The 13944-nt window shown below is 68.3% G+C and carries 13 protein-coding genes; 10 read left to right on the top strand and 3 right to left on the bottom strand.

From position 1 onward, the window contains the following. Positions 1-78 precede the first annotated feature (78 nt). The 3 genes from BM172_RS07540 (at position 79) to BM172_RS07530 (ending at position 2465) form a co-directional block, all read left to right on the top strand. On the top strand, positions 79-1005 hold the full coding sequence (locus BM172_RS07540) for an aspartyl/asparaginyl beta-hydroxylase domain-containing protein (RefSeq protein WP_428844759.1): 927 nt from the start codon (positions 79-81) through the stop codon (positions 1003-1005). Positions 1006-1066: 61 nt separating this feature from the next. Further along, positions 1067-1966 (top strand): RNA polymerase sigma factor SigJ, encoded by a 900-nt coding sequence (sigJ, locus tag BM172_RS07535; RefSeq protein ID WP_026636254.1) that lies wholly within the window; start codon positions 1067-1069, stop codon positions 1964-1966. A 40-nt stretch (positions 1967-2006) separates the two neighbouring features. Then, positions 2007-2465 carry a carboxymuconolactone decarboxylase family protein gene (locus BM172_RS07530; protein WP_026636253.1) on the top strand — a complete coding sequence of 153 codons (459 nt, stop codon included), beginning with the start codon at positions 2007-2009 and terminating at the stop codon, positions 2463-2465. 112 nt (positions 2466-2577) lie between these two features. Here BM172_RS07530 and BM172_RS07525 read toward each other — a convergent pair whose 3' ends face one another. The 3 genes from BM172_RS07525 to grxC form a co-directional block, all read right to left on the bottom strand. Beyond that, complete coding sequence (locus BM172_RS07525; protein ID WP_026636252.1) at positions 2578-3594, bottom strand: isocitrate dehydrogenase; 1017 nt, start codon at positions 3592-3594, stop codon at positions 2578-2580. Positions 3595-3786: 192 nt separating this feature from the next. Next, positions 3787-4191, bottom strand: coding sequence for a carboxymuconolactone decarboxylase family protein (locus BM172_RS07520; protein ID WP_026636251.1), 405 nt, complete (start codon positions 4189-4191; stop codon positions 3787-3789). Continuing rightward, positions 4188-4451 carry a glutaredoxin 3 gene (grxC, locus tag BM172_RS07515; RefSeq protein WP_026636250.1) on the bottom strand — a complete coding sequence of 88 codons (264 nt, stop codon included), beginning with the start codon at positions 4449-4451 and terminating at the stop codon, positions 4188-4190. Before grxC ends, BM172_RS07520 begins: the two co-directional genes overlap by 4 nt. Positions 4452-4577: 126 nt before the next feature. Here grxC and BM172_RS07510 point away from each other — a divergent pair, with 126 nt between their 5' ends. From BM172_RS07510 to BM172_RS07480, 7 genes are all read left to right on the top strand, one after another. Beyond that, complete coding sequence (locus tag BM172_RS07510) at positions 4578-6275, top strand: M48 family metalloprotease (protein WP_051548933.1); 1698 nt, start codon at positions 4578-4580, stop codon at positions 6273-6275. Positions 6276-6414: 139 nt separating this feature from the next. Next, complete coding sequence (gene phoB / locus BM172_RS07505; protein ID WP_026636248.1) at positions 6415-7104, top strand: phosphate regulon transcriptional regulator PhoB; 690 nt, start codon at positions 6415-6417, stop codon at positions 7102-7104. A 78-nt stretch (positions 7105-7182) separates the two neighbouring features. Continuing rightward, complete coding sequence (phoR, locus tag BM172_RS07500; protein ID WP_026636247.1) at positions 7183-8451, top strand: phosphate regulon sensor histidine kinase PhoR; 1269 nt, start codon at positions 7183-7185, stop codon at positions 8449-8451. 199 nt (positions 8452-8650) lie between these two features. After that, positions 8651-10783: a polyphosphate kinase 1 gene (ppk1, locus tag BM172_RS07495; protein WP_026636246.1), complete on the top strand. Its 2133-nt coding sequence runs from the start codon at positions 8651-8653 to the stop codon at positions 10781-10783. A 74-nt stretch (positions 10784-10857) separates the two neighbouring features. Then, positions 10858-12375 (top strand): Ppx/GppA phosphatase family protein, encoded by a 1518-nt coding sequence (locus BM172_RS07490; protein ID WP_026636245.1) that lies wholly within the window; start codon positions 10858-10860, stop codon positions 12373-12375. Between the two features lie 95 nt (positions 12376-12470). Next, positions 12471-13175: a peptidylprolyl isomerase gene (locus BM172_RS07485; RefSeq protein WP_026636244.1), complete on the top strand. Its 705-nt coding sequence runs from the start codon at positions 12471-12473 to the stop codon at positions 13173-13175. After that, positions 13175-13903 carry a UDP-2,3-diacylglucosamine diphosphatase gene (locus BM172_RS07480; RefSeq protein WP_026636243.1) on the top strand — a complete coding sequence of 243 codons (729 nt, stop codon included), beginning with the start codon at positions 13175-13177 and terminating at the stop codon, positions 13901-13903. The genes BM172_RS07485 and BM172_RS07480 overlap by 1 nt, the downstream gene beginning before the upstream one ends. Positions 13904-13944: the final 41 nt, after the last annotated feature.

The raw sequence follows: 13944 nt of genomic DNA, 5'->3' as shown, positions 1-13944 counted from the left end.
GGCCATGGCGGCCTTGGGAGTAGAATGACGGCTGGTCTTCCCGTTTCCGCCGCCTACGACATGATCCTCGCCCCGCGCCTGATCCTGCTGCTCATCTTCGTCGTGTTCGCGCTATGCGTGCTCGCCGTGCACCTGCGTGGCCGCTCGCGGCTGCGCTTCGACCGGCAGCTGGTCGACCATTCGGCGATCTTCGCCCCGTACAACCTGCTGATGTACACCTTCTCGGCGGTGCCGGCGCGGCCGATCCTCGATCGCCGCGGCTTCCCCCAGCTGGACCTGCTGCAGGCGAACTGGCAGGTCATCCGCGAGGAGGCCATGCACCTGTTCGACGAAGGCTTTATCCGCGCGGCGGAGAAGCACAACGACGCCAGCTTCAACAGCTTCTTCAAGCAGGGCTGGAAGCGCTTCTATCTCAAGTGGTACGGCGAGCCGCTGGCGTCGGCCGAGGCGCTGTGCCCGGAGACGGTGAAGCTGCTCAACGCCATCCCCAGCGTGAAGGCGGCGATGTTCGCCCTGCTGCCGCCGGGCAGCAGGCTCAATCCGCACCGCGATCCGTTCGCCGGTTCGCTGCGCTATCACCTGGGGCTGATCACCCCCAACTCCGAGGACTGCCGCATCTTCGTCGACGGCGAGATCCACGCCTGGGGCGACGGCAAGGACGTGGTGTTCGACGAGACCTATGTGCACTGGGCCGAGAACCGCACCGACCAGACCCGGGTGATCCTGTTCGCCGACGTCGAGCGCCCGCTGCGCACGCGCCTGATGACCGCGCTCAACCGCCGCGTCGGCGCCTTCATGGGCAAGATCACCGCCTCGCCGAACACCGAATCGCCCGAAGAGAAAACCGGCTTCGTCAATCGCATGTTCGCGCTCAACCAGCGCTCGCGCGAACGCAGCAGGGCCTTCAAGAAGCGCCATCCCAAGGCGTTCCGGGTGCTCAAGTACATCGGCATCGTGCTGATGATCTGGCTGGTGTTCCTGGCGCCCTACCCGTTCTTCCGCTGAGGCTGTCACATCGGGGCCGCCTCGCGCGTCCTGGCATTGACCCCCAGGCCCAGGAGCCGCCATGGACGCCCAGACCGCCTTGTTCCAGCAGCACCGCCAACGCCTGTTCGGCCTGGCCTACCGCATGCTCGGCCGTCCCGCCGACGCCGAGGACGTATTGCACGACGCCTGGCTGCGCTGGCACGAGCAGGACGTCTCCCGCCTGGACGACCCGGAAGCCTGGCTGGTCACCGTGACCACCCGCCTCGCCCTGGACCGCCTGCGCCGCGCCAAGACCGAGCGCGAGCACTACACCGGCCCCTGGCTGCCCGAACCGCTGGAACCGGTCGACGAAGCGCCCTCGGACCAGCTCGAACGCGCCGAGACCCTGAGCCTGTCCTTCCTGCTGCTGCTCGAACGGCTCAGCCCCGAGGAGCGCGCCGCCTTCCTGCTGAAGGAGGTGTTCGACTACAGCCATGCCGAGGCCGCCGCGATCCTGGGCATCGCCGAGGACGCCTGCCGCCAGCGCGTGCATCGCGCGAAAACACGGCTGCGCGAAGGGCGTCCGCGCTTCAGCGTCGACCACTCGATGCAGCAGCGCATGCTGCAACGGTTTCTCACTGCGATGGAGCGACCGGACCTGACCTCGCTGCGCGCACTGTTCGCCGAGGACGCCGTGCACATCTCCGACGGCGGCGGCGTGGTGCGCGCCGTGCTGCGTCCGCTCTATGGCCAGGACCGCCTCGCGCGGCTGTATCGGCAGATCGCGCTGCATACTTCCGGCCCCGAAACGGTGCGCCAGCTGAGCGAACTCAATGGCGCGCCGGCGCTGTTGATCTGGACCGACGGACGACTCACCTCGGCGCTGTGGGTGGAATGCGAGCAGGACCGCATCACCGCGATCCACTCGATCCGCCACCCGGAAAAACTCGCTCGCCTGGAAGCGGTCACGAAACGCGCGGCCTCCGCGTCCTTGCATTGAAGAGCGGCCACCGCGGCCGTTCCATCTCAAGGAAACCGCCATGTCCCGCTTCAACATCGCCAACCACTTCAAGACCCTGCAGCCGCTGTTCACGCTGAGCAAGAACCTCAAGTCCGGCGGCCTGGAGCCGGCGCTGATCGAGCTGGTGCTGATGCGCGTCTCGCTGATCAACGGCTGCTGCTATTGCCTGGACATGCACAGCAAGGACGCGCGCGCGGCCGGCGAATCCGAACAGCGTCTGTTCCTGCTGGCCGGCTGGCGCGAGGCCTCGTGCTACAGCGAGCGCGAACGCGCCGCCTTCGCCTGGGCCGAGGCGCTGACCCGCCTGGTGCCCGGCGATGCGGTGCCGGATGCGCTGTATCAGGAGACCAGCAAGGTCTTCAACGAGAAGGAGCTGGTCGACCTGACCCTGCTGGTGACGCTGATCAACAGCTGGAACCGCATCAACCTGGCGGCGCATACGCCGGGCGGGGATTACCAGCCGGGGATGTTCGGCTGATTCCTGATCATCGCGGCATCCAAAAGCTCGTCATTCCGGCGCAGGCCGGAATGACGGCAAAGAAAAAAGCCGCGGCACATGCCGCGGCTTTTTCGTGGAGCGCAAGGAAAACTCAGGCCGCCTTGACGCGCTTGACGATCGCATCGCCGAAGCTGTCGGTATTGCCCTTGCCGCCCAGGTCCGGGGTGACCGCGTCGCGGTCGTTGGTGAGGGTGTCGCGGATCGCCGCGCGCACCTTGTTGCCCTTGTCGGCCATGCCCAGGTGGTCGAGCATGTCCGCCGCGGCCAGCAGCAGCGCGCAGGGATTGGCGATGCCCTTGCCGGCGATGTCCGGCGCCGAACCATGCACCGCCTCGAAGATCGCCGCGCCGGCGCCGATGTTGTCGCCCGGAGCCAGGCCCAGGCCGCCGACCAGGCCGGCGCACAGGTCCGACAGGATGTCGCCGAACAGGTTGGTGGTGACGATCACGTCGAACTGCTCGGGCTTCATCACCAGCTGCATGCAGGTGTTGTCCACGATCATCTCGTTGAACTCGATGTCGGGATATTCCTTGGCCACCTCGCGGGCGACGTTGAGGAACAGGCCCGAGCTGGTCTTCATGATGTTGGCCTTGTGCACCGCCGTGATCTTCTTGCGGCCCTTCTGGCGCGCCATCTCGAAGGCGTACTTGACGATGCGGGTGCTGCCCTTGCGGGTGTTGCGCACCATCGAGGTGGCGACCTCGCCGTCCTCGGACAGGGTCTGGCCTTCGGACAGGTAGGCGCCCTCGGTGTTCTCGCGCACCGTGATGATGTCGATGTTCTCGAAGCGCGCCTTGGTGCCGGGGAAGCTGATCGCCGGACGCACGTTGGCGTACAGGTCGAAGTGGCGGCGCAGGGTGACGTTGATCGAGGTGAAACCGCCGCCGATCGGCGTGGTCAGCGGGCCCTTCAGGGCGATCGTGTGCCTGGCGATGGCGTCCAGCGTGTCCTTGGGCAGCAGGTCGCCGTGCTTCTCCAGCGCCACCATGCCGGCGTCGACGAACTCGTAGGACAGGCCGCAGTCCAGGGCGTCGAGCACGCGCAGCGTCGCCTTCATGATCTCCGGGCCGATGCCGTCACCCGGGATTACGGCGATGGTCTTGCTCATGGGGAACTCCTTGGAGGAAAGAAAATCGGACGGCGCGGCGGGGGAAGGCCGGCCGAAAAATCTTTCCGATTATCCCCGATGCTCGCAGGGGCGGCCAGTGCAGGCGCCCCTGCGTGCGTTGCAAATCCTCGCACGGAGCATTTCGCAAACTCGCATGGACGGGTCCGGCGCGGGGCCGGCCCCGGGGCAGGCTCAGGCGTGGTCGGCGCAGGCGTCGCCGCTGCCGGACGCGCCGGCTTCCAGCTGGTCCAGGAAGTCCACGGCGCGGCGCAGGTGCGGGATCACGATCGAACCGCCCACCACCAGGCCGACGCTGAAGGTCTCGAAGAACTCCTCGCGGGTCACGCCGGCTTCCTTGCACTGGGCGACGTGGTAGCTGATGCAGTCGTCGCAGCGCAGCACCATCGAGGCGACCAGGCCCAGCAGTTCCTTGGTCTTCACGTCCAGGGCGCCGGGCTTGTAGGTCTGCGTGTCCAGCGCGAAGAAGCGGCGCACGACCTGGTTGTCCTCGCCCAGGATGCGCTCGTTCATGCGCTGGCGGAACGCGGTGAACTCGGCGACGCGGTCCTTGCCCTTGCTCTCGTCCTGGGCGCTCATGCGGCGCCTCCCAGCAGCTCGGCCAGCTTGCCGCTGCGATCGGCCGCGACCAGGTCGTCGAAGCCGCCCACGTGCTGGTCGTTGATGAAAATCTGCGGCACCGTGCGGCGGCCGCCGCTGCGCTGGAGCATTTCGTCGCGGCGCGCCGGGTCGGTGTCGACCATCACCTCGGTCCACTCCAGTCCCTTGGATTTCAGCAAATTCTTGGCGGATACGCAGTAAGGGCAATAACCGGTCGAATAGACCTCGATCTTGGGCACGACGGACTCCGGAAAGGAAACGGCAATGGCGGCCTAGCTGGGGGTCGCGACCCGCAAAAACAAGGCGCAGGGGGCGGTGAACCGGACTCATTGGGACGCGGTCACAAGTGATATTGTCACTCACCTATGCGCATGGCACCACGTCCCGCTCCCCGCCTCTTCCGCACCCGGCTCGCCGCCGCCCTGGCCTGCGCCATCGTCGCCTTCGGCGCCGCCGCCCAGGACACCAGCGTGCGCCTGCCGGACCTGGGCAGCTCCGCCAACGCCCTGGTCTCCCCGCAGGAAGCGCAGGAATACGGCGCCGCCATGCTGCGCCAGATGCGCTCGATGGACATGGTGGTCGACGACGCCATGCTCGACGACTACATCAACGACCTCGGCTACCGTCTGGTCGCCGCCAGCGACAAGCCCAAGGACCACTTCTCCTTCTTCATCGTGAAGGAAGACGTGATCAACGCCTTTGCCGCGCCGGGCGGCTATATCGCGGTGAACTCGGGCCTGATCGACATCACCAACAGCGAGAGCGAACTGGCCGGCGTGATCGCGCACGAGATCGGCCACATCACGCAGAACCACCTGCAGCGCGCATTCGAGGCATCGAAAAAGGATGCGCCGCTGATGGCCCTGGTGCTGCTCGGCGCGATCGCCGCCGGCGCCGGTGCGCATGCCGGCGACGCCGCCGGCGCGGTGCTGATGGGCGGCCAGGGCCTGATGCTGCAGCGGCAGATCAACTTCACCCGCAAGGACGAGGTCGAGGCCGACCGCGCCGGCATCCAGACACTGTCGAACGCCGGCTACGATCCGAACGCGATGGCCGCATTCTTCGAGCGCATGCAGGACACCCTGCGCGCCGGCGCGGGCGGCGACCGCGACGTACCGGAACTGCTGCAGACGCATCCGGTGACGCTGTCGCGCATCAGCGACGCCAAGTCGCGCGCCGACGCCCTGGCCGCGCAGCAGAAACTGCGCCCTAACGCACCGACATTGACCAAGACGCAGTGGGAAAAGAGCACCGCGCCGATCCCCTACGTGAAGGACCCCACCGTGCTCGCCGCCGCCCAGGGCGGCAAGGGCAGCGTGGAGACTTACGCGCTGATGCGCGAGCGCGTGCGCGTGCTGTCCGCCGACGCATTGCAGCTGAGCACCTACTACGCCTCCAACCTGGCCAAGCATCCGGAGTTCGACACGCCGGCCAATCGCTACGGCTACGCCCTCGCGCTCACCCGCAGCGGCCGTGGCGCCAAGGCGGTGGACGAACTGCAGCCGCTGCTGAAGAACCATCCGGACAACCAGATCCTGCAGCTGGCCATGGCCGATGCGAAGCTGCAGTCCGGCCAGCGCGGCGCGGCGCTGGGCATGTACGCCTCGCTCAACGGCCAGTCGCCACGCAATCGCGCGATCGCGCTGGGCTATGCCCATGCGCTCACCGAAGGTGGCAGCAAGGAAGAAGCCGTGCAGGCCGCCGACATGCTGCGCCCGATGCTGGACAACGCGGACGAGCCGGAGCTCTACCGCAGCTACGCCCGCGCCAGCGAAAAAGCCGGCGAAACGGTGCGCGCGGGCGAAGCCTATGCCGACGCCAGCTATCTGTCCGGCCGCCCGTTCGACGCGATGGAACAGCTCAAGCGCCTGCTCAAGCGCCCCGACCTCGACTACTACGCCCGCGCCCGCATCCAGGCCCGCATCGCCGACCTCACCCCGCTGGTGATGGAGTTGCGCAAGCGCCGCCTGCAGACCGAGGACAACCCGGACGGCCGCACCCAGCAGCTGCAGCAGCCGAACGCCTCCTGCGCCGGCCGCCTGTGCTTCGGCGCGGGCCGCTGAGCCCCTGTCCGGCCCTTCCTGCACGCCGCTGTCACGCCCGCAAATCGACGATTTCGTTGCGCCTTCGTGAAATGTCATCGGGGCGTAACATTGAATCGTTGCAATATTTGCGTCACAGGCCCCCAAGCGGACCCATAGCGTGCACAAGCGCATTCTTATCGTCGAAGACGAAGCCTCGATCCGCGACATGGTCGCCTTTGCCCTGCGCAAGGCCGGCATGGACGCGGTCCACGCCGCCGATGCACGAGCCGCTCAGATCGCCATCGCCGAGCAGGTACCCGACCTGATCCTGCTGGACTGGATGCTGCCAGGCACCAGCGGCCTGGAACTGGCGCGCCGCCTGCGCAAGGAAGAACTCAGCCGCGAAGTCCCGATCATCATGCTCACCGCCCGCGGCGAGGAGATGGACCGGGTCAACGGGCTGGAAGCCGGCGTGGACGACTACGTGGTCAAGCCCTTCTCCACCCGCGAACTGATCGCCCGCATCAAGGCGGTCCTGCGCCGCAGCCAGGGCGACGACGGTTCGGGCATGGTGGAACTGGGCGGCCTGCGCATCGACGGCCCGGCCCATCGCGTGTTCGCCGGCGAGGACTCGGTGCCGATCGGCCCGACCGAATATCGCCTGCTGTATTTCTTCATGACCCATCCGGAGCGCGTGTACTCGCGCGCACAGCTGCTCGATCACGTATGGGGCGGCAGCGTGTACGTGGAGGAGCGCACCGTCGACGTGCACATCCGCCGCCTGCGCAAGACGCTGGAGCCGTGGAAGCTGGACGAGATGGTGCAGACCGTGCGCGGCGCTGGCTACCGCTTCTCCGCCAGCGTCTAAGCGCCCGCGGGCGGTTTGCCGGGCCGGCGGCGTTTGCCGATATGCTTGCTCGCCTTGTGGCGACCATGGCCCGACTGCATGCCTGAGCCGTTCTATCGTTCGTGGAAACTGCCGGCCGCCCTCGCGGCCGGCCTGGTGCTGGGCGGCCTTATCGGTGCCTGGGCGGGAGGCCGCATGGCGCTTGGCGTGGCGCTTGTCGCTGTGGCGGAAACCGTCTTCCTGCTGACCCGAATCCGTCATGAAACACGGCACATCATGCCGCCGCACCCCACCATCAGCCCCTTGCAGCATGACCGCTTCATGACGCGTTCCCGTCGCATCGCCTCCAGTCTGCGTGACCTGCGCAGCGCCGCCGGCAGCCTGCCGGATGCCGTTGTCCTGCTGGACAACGAGCAACACGTGCGCTGGTTCAATCACGCCGCCGAAGACCTGCTCGGCCTGCGCCGGCCGCAGGATCGCGGCATTCACCTGCACGAACGCCTGGGCACCACCGAGCTGGCAGGCTGGCTGCAGGACGGCGCGCACGAGCCGCTCAACGACGTGGTCGCGCCGGGCCATCCGAACCGGCACATCAATGTCACCCTGCTGCCGTTCGGCCGTCGCCAGCGCCTGTTGCTGGCGCGCGACATCAGCCACCTCACCCGGCTGGAACAGATCCGCCGCGACTTCGTCGCCAACGTATCGCACGAGCTGCGCACGCCGCTCACGGTGATCCACGGCTATCTGGAACTGATCGACCCGGAAGACGTGCCCGAGCTGGCCCCGGTGCTGGGCGAGATGCGCGCGCAGTCCAAGCGCATGGGCCAGATCGTGGAAGACCTGCTGACCCTGTCGCGCCTGGAAACCCAGGACCACGTCACCGACGAGCGCGTGCCGATGTCGCCCCTGCTCGCCACCCTGCGCAAGGAAGCCGAGGCACTGAGCCAGGGCCGCCACCACATCACCGTGGAGAACAGCGCCGAAGCCGACCTGCTCGGCTCGGCCAAGGACCTGCACAGCGCGCTGTCCAACCTGATGAGCAACGCCGTGCGCTATACGCCGACCGGCGGCAGCATCACGATCCGCTGGAAGCGCACCCCGGAAGGCGCCGTCTACTCGGTCAGCGACACCGGCTTCGGCATCCCCGCCGCCCACCTGGCCCGCCTCACCGAGCGCTTCTACCGCGTCTCCTCCAGCCGCTCGCGCGACAGCGGCGGCACCGGCCTGGGGCTGTCCATCGTCAAGCACGTGCTGAACCTGCACCAGGCGCGGCTGGAGATCCAGAGCGAGCCGGGCCAGGGTTCGACCTTCTCGTGCAGCTTCGGGCACGACCGCCTGCTGAAGCCGGGCGGCCCGGACGAGGCCTGATTAAAGCCCCTCTTCCACCGGGAGAGGGGTTGGGGTGAGGGTACGGGCGGAGCGAGGCGCCCCGCTCCGCCCGTACCCTCATCCGGCTGCCGCCACCTTCTCCCGGAGGGAGAAGGGTTCAGCCCCGGAGCGCTGCCGCCCATCACACTACGCGGCACTGCCGCATGAGCTTGCGACCCGCATCGGCCAGAATGCCGCGATGCGCCGTAAAGCCTCCACGTCGTCTCCCGTGATCGACCACACCATCGACTCCGCCGCCCCCGAGCTGTACCTGAGCCGCGAACTGGCCGCGCTGGAATTCAACTTCCGCGTGCTGGCCCAGGCCCGCGACCTCGAGGTGCCGCTGCTGGAGCGCCTGCGCTTCCTGAGCATCGTGGCCAACAACCTCGACGAATTCTTCGAGGTGCGCGTGGCCATGCTCAAGCATCACCACAGCTTCGGCTCGGCCGCGCCAGGACCGGACGGCATTCCCTCGGGCGAACTGCTGGCGCGCATCCGCAAGCGCGTGCTGGACCTGGTCGCCGCGCAGTACACCACCTGGCAGGACGAGCTCAAACCCGCGCTGGACGCCGAGGACATCCATTTCCTCACGCGCGACCGCTGGAGCGAGCGCCAGCGCCGCTGGCTGCAGGGCTATTTCGAGAACGAGGTGCTGCCGGTGCTGTCGCCGCTGGGCCTGGACCCGGCGCACCCGTTCCCGCGCATCCTCAACAAGACGCTGAACCTGGCCGTGGTGCTGAAGGGCCGCGATGCCTTCGGCCGCGAAGGCCACATGGCGCTGGTGCGCGCGCCGCGCTCGCTGCCGCGGATCATCCGCCTGCCCAACGAGGTCTGCGGCGAAGGCGACCATTTCGTGTTCCTGGCCGAACTGCTGCAGGGCTTCGTCGACCAGATGTTCCCTGGCTTCAAGGTGGCCGGCTCGTACCAGTTCCGCGTCACCCGCAACAGCGAGCTGATGGTCGAGGAAGCCGAGGTGGAGAACCTGGCCCGCGCCCTCAGCGAGGAACTGCTCGGCCGCGGCTACGCCAAGCCGGTGCGGCTGGAGATCGGCGCGGATTGCCCGAAGGCGATCGTGTCGATGCTGATCGCCAACTTCGAGCTGGAAGAGAACGACGTCTATCGCTGCGACGGCCCGGTCAACATCATCCGCGCCGGTAGTGTCTACGACAGCCTGGACCGCCCCGCGCTCAAGTTCCCGCGCTTCACCCCGCAGCTGCCCAAGGCGTTCGACGCCAGCAAGTGCAAGTTCGAGGTGCTGCGCGAGCGCGACGTGCTGCTGCACCACCCGTACGAGTCCTTCATGACCGTGGTCGACCTGCTCGGCCAGGCCGCGCAGGACCCGCACGTGCTGGCCATCAAGCAGACCCTGTACCGCGCCGGCGCCGACACGCCGCTGGTCGACCTGCTGGTGGAAGCGGCGCGCAACGGCAAGGATGTCACCGTGGTGATCGAGCTGCGCGCGCGCTTCGACGAGGAGGCCAATATCCGCCTCGCCACGCGCCTGCAGGAAGCCGGCGTGCAGGTGGTCTACGGCGTGGTGGGCTACAAGACCCACGCCAAGATGCTGCTGATCGTGCGCCGCGAGGGCGAGGTGCTGCGCCGCTATGTGCACCTGTCCACCGGCAACTACCACCAGGCCAACAGCCGCGCCTACACCGACATCGGCCTGATGACCGCGCACGCGGAGATCGGCGAGGACCTGCACAAGGTCTTCCAGCAGCTCTCCGGCCTGGGGCCGATGATCCAGCTCAAGCGCCTGCTGCACTCGCCGTTCACGCTGTACAAGAGCGTGGTCGCCAAGATCGAGCGCGAGACCGCGCATGCGCTGGCCGGCAAGCCCGCGCGCATCGTGGCCAAGCTCAATGCGCTCAACGAGGCCCATGTGATCGAGGCGCTGTACCGCGCCTCGCAGGCCGGGGTGGAGATCGACCTGATCGTGCGCGGCGCCTGCACCTTGCGGCCCGGGCTGCCGGGCGTGTCCGAGCGCATCCGCGTGCGTTCCATCGTGGGGCGTTTCCTGGAGCACAGCCGGGTCTACTGGTTCGGCAACGACGGCGCGCCGGAAACCTATTGCGCGAGCGCGGACTGGATGGAACGCAACCTGATGCGCCGCATCGAGGTGGCCTTCCCCATCCTCGACCCCGCACTGGCCCAGCGCGTCTACGACGAAACCCTGGCCAACTATCTGGCGGACAACACCCAGGCCTGGCTGCTGGACAGCGACGGCCGCTATACCCGCGCCGTGCCGGGCGACGAGTCCCCGCACAGCGCGCAGCAATACCTGCTCGACAAGCTCAGCCCCACCATGCCGAAGGCCGTCACGCGCAGCTGAAGCGCGCCGGGCTGACGCAGCCCGGCGCCTGCGTGCGAGAATTCGCACTCAATCGCACGGAAACGAGCCCCCTGATGATTCAAGGCGAGCAGACCCCGATCAAGGATGGCGAGCTGATCGCCGCCATCGATATGGGTTCCAACAGCTTTCACATGGTGGTGGCGCGGGTGGAGCACGGCGAACCCCGGGTGATCGATCGCCTGCGCGACACCGTGCGCATGGCCGCCGGCCTGCGCGCCGACGGCACCCTCGACGCCGAGCACCGCGCCCGCGCGCTGAACTGCCTGGCCCGCTTCGGCCAGCGCATCGCCGGCCTGCCCTCGGCACGCGTGCGCGCAGTGGCCACCAATACCGTGCGGCGGCTGGCCTCGCCGCAGTCCTTCCTGGTCGCCGCCGAGACCGCGCTGGGCCATCCGGTGGAAATCGTCTCCGGCCGCGAGGAAGGGCGACTGATCTTCCTGGGCGCCTCGCACGACCTGCCGGCCTCGCGCGAGAACCGCCTGGTGATCGACGTCGGCGGCGGCAGCACCGAGTTCATCATCGGCCGCGGCCTGGCCCCGCTGCACACCGAAAGCGTGCAGGCCGGCTGCATCGCCTCGACCATGCGCTTCTTCCCCGGCGGCAAGCTCAATCGCAAGCGCTGGCAGCGCGCCACCGGCGAGCTCGGCGTGCTGCTGCAGCAGTTCGCCGAGGATTACCGCGAATCCGGCTGGATCGACGCCTACGGCTCGTCCGGCACCGCCAAGGCCATCGGCGGCGTGGTGCAGGCCATGAAATTCTCCGACGACGGCATCACCCCGGCCTCGCTGGCCGCGCTGCGCGACGCCCTGCTGGCCCAGGGCCAGGTCGGCGCGTTGAAGCTGCCGGGCCTGTCCGACGACCGCGCCCCAGTGATCGCCGGCGGCGTGGTGATCTTCGAGGCCGCGTTCGAGGCGCTGGGCATCCAGCGCATGCGCGTATGCGAAAGCTCGATGCGCGAAGGCCTGCTGTGGGACCTGCTGGGCCGCGCCGGCGGCACCGACCCGCGCACCGCCAGCATCGACGCGCTGGCCGCCCGCTACGGCGTGGACCGCGCGCAGGCGCGGCGCGTCGAATCGACCGCGCTGATGCTGTTCGACCAGGTCGCCAAGACCTGGAAGCTGGACGGCGAGGCGCGCGAATGGCTGTCGTGGGTGTCCCGCGTGCACGAGATCGGCCTGGCCATCGCGCACAGCCAGCACCATCACCACGGCGCCTACATCCTGCGCCATGCCGACCTGGCCGGCTTCTCGCGCCAGGAGCAGCAACTGCTCGCCGCGGTGGTGGAGGCGCACCGGCGCAAGCCGGAAAAGGCGCTGTTCTCCGCGCTGCCGCAGCGCTACCGCACCCTGGCGCGGCAGATCACTGCCCTGCTCCGCCTGGCCGTGCTGTTCCGCCGCGCGCGCCGCCCCGAATCCCTGCCGCAGATGCGCCTGGCCGCGACCAGCCAGCGCCTGCGGCTGGCCCTGCCCGCGGCCTGGCTGGAGCAGCACCCGCTGACCGAGGCCGACCTGGAGCAGGAGCGCCCGCCGATGGCCGAGCTGGGCCTCGCACTCGACCTGACCGCGCTTTGAGCATGCGTCGCGCGTTTTCCTGCGCCGCCGCCCTTAAGGCCACTCTCACCGCGTCCGCGTATCATGCACGGATGCCTGACGCCGCCCGATCCGCCATGCAACGACTCCTCGCCCTGCTTGTCCTCCTGCTGCTGCCGTTCGCGCTGTCCGCCCAGGCGGCCAGGCAGGCGACAGCCGCGCCTTCCGCCCTGCCGCACCCGCAGGTGGTGCTGCACACCACCGCGGGCGACATCACGGTGGAGCTGTATCCGGACAAGGCGCCCAAGAGCGTCGCCAATTTCCTGCAGTACGTGCGCGAAGGCTTCTACAGCGGCACGGTGATGCACCGCGCGATCGCCGGCTACATGCTGCAGGGCGGCCTGTACACCCGCGACCTGCAGCCCAAGCGCACCCATTCGGCGATCGCCAGCGAAGCGGATAACGGCTTGTCCAACCTGCGCGGCACGCTGGCCGTGGCACGCGGCGCCGATCCCAATTCCGGCACCTCGCAGTTCTTCTTCAACCTGGTGGACAACCGCCGCCTCGACTACGTCGGCAACCAGAACGGGCTGACCTGGGGCTTCGCCGTGTTCGGCAAGGTGGTGAAAGGCATGGACGTGGTCGACAAGATCGCCGGCCTGCCCACCCGCGCACTGGGTCCGTTCGCCAACGACGTGCCCAATCCGCTGCCAGTGATCGACAGCGCCTACGTGATCGGCGAGGAAGCACCCGCGCGCGCCGCCAGCGCGGCGACGCCGCCGGCAGCCGCACCGGCCGCTCCCGCCACCAAGCCCGCCGCCAAGAAAGGCACGAAGGGCTGATGCATACGCTGTTCATCGCCGACCTGCACCTGGACGCCGGCCGTCCGCAGATCACGCGGCTGTTCGAGGATTTCCTCGCCAGCGAGGAGGCGCTCAGCGCCGATGCCGTGTACATCCTCGGCGACCTGGTCGAAGCCTGGGTCGGCGATGACGACGATGCGGAATTGCCGGCGCGCATAGCCGCGGCCACGCAGGCGCTGCGCGATGCCGGCGTGCCGGTGTACTTCATGGTCGGCAACCGCGACTTCCTGCTCGGCGAGGAATTCGCACGCCGCGCCGGCCTCACCCTGCTGGAGGACGGCACCGTGCACGAGCTGTACGGGCGCCCCACTCTTCTGATGCATGGCGATGTGCTGTGCACCGACGATGTCGCCTACCAGGCGGTGCGCAAGCAGGTGCGGACGCCGGAGTGGAAGGCGCAGATCCTCTCCATGCCGCTGGCGGCGCGCCGCGCGTTTGCGGCGAAGGCGCGCGAGGACAGCAAGGCGCATACCGGCAGCACCATGGAGACGATCATGGACGTCAATGCCGGCGCTGTTGCCGAGGCGATGGCCCATGCCGGCGTGACGCGGTTGATCCATGGGCATACGCATCGGCCGGCGGTGCATTCCATCGAGGTCGGCGGGCAGGCTGCCGAGAGGATCGTGCTGGGGGATTGGTATGAGCACGGGTCGGTGTTGCGGGTGACGCCGGAGGGTGTGGAGTTGCGGGGGCTTGTGCCGGGTTGAGTGGATCGACTTGGCCACTCTCCTCGTCATTCCGGCGCAGG

This window comes from Dyella marensis (assembly GCF_900112865.1).
In the GTDB taxonomy this organism is placed as follows: domain Bacteria; phylum Pseudomonadota; class Gammaproteobacteria; order Xanthomonadales; family Rhodanobacteraceae; genus Dyella_D; species Dyella_D marensis_A.
Note: the sequence above shows the minus strand (reverse complement) of the source record. Positions and strands in the feature narration are given on the sequence as shown.

What these genes read in the sequence shown, in the direction of transcription:
- sigJ (WP_026636254.1), top strand. Translation starts at nt 1,067, where the DNA reads ATGGACGCCCAGACCGCCTTGTTCCAGCAGCACCGCCAACGCCTGTTC.
- BM172_RS07530 (WP_026636253.1), top strand. Translation starts at nt 2,007, where the DNA reads ATGTCCCGCTTCAACATCGCCAACCACTTCAAGACCCTGCAGCCGCTG.
- BM172_RS07525 (WP_026636252.1), bottom strand. Translation starts at nt 3,594, where the DNA reads ATGAGCAAGACCATCGCCGTAATCCCGGGTGACGGCATCGGCCCGGAG.
- BM172_RS07520 (WP_026636251.1), bottom strand. Translation starts at nt 4,191, where the DNA reads ATGAGCGCCCAGGACGAGAGCAAGGGCAAGGACCGCGTCGCCGAGTTC.
- BM172_RS07510 (WP_051548933.1), top strand. Translation starts at nt 4,578, where the DNA reads ATGCGCATGGCACCACGTCCCGCTCCCCGCCTCTTCCGCACCCGGCTC.
- phoR (WP_026636247.1), top strand. Translation starts at nt 7,183, where the DNA reads ATGCCTGAGCCGTTCTATCGTTCGTGGAAACTGCCGGCCGCCCTCGCG.
- ppk1 (WP_026636246.1), top strand. Translation starts at nt 8,651, where the DNA reads ATGCGCCGTAAAGCCTCCACGTCGTCTCCCGTGATCGACCACACCATC.
- BM172_RS07490 (WP_026636245.1), top strand. Translation starts at nt 10,858, where the DNA reads ATGATTCAAGGCGAGCAGACCCCGATCAAGGATGGCGAGCTGATCGCC.
- BM172_RS07485 (WP_026636244.1), top strand. Translation starts at nt 12,471, where the DNA reads ATGCAACGACTCCTCGCCCTGCTTGTCCTCCTGCTGCTGCCGTTCGCG.
- BM172_RS07480 (WP_026636243.1), top strand. Translation starts at nt 13,175, where the DNA reads ATGCATACGCTGTTCATCGCCGACCTGCACCTGGACGCCGGCCGTCCG.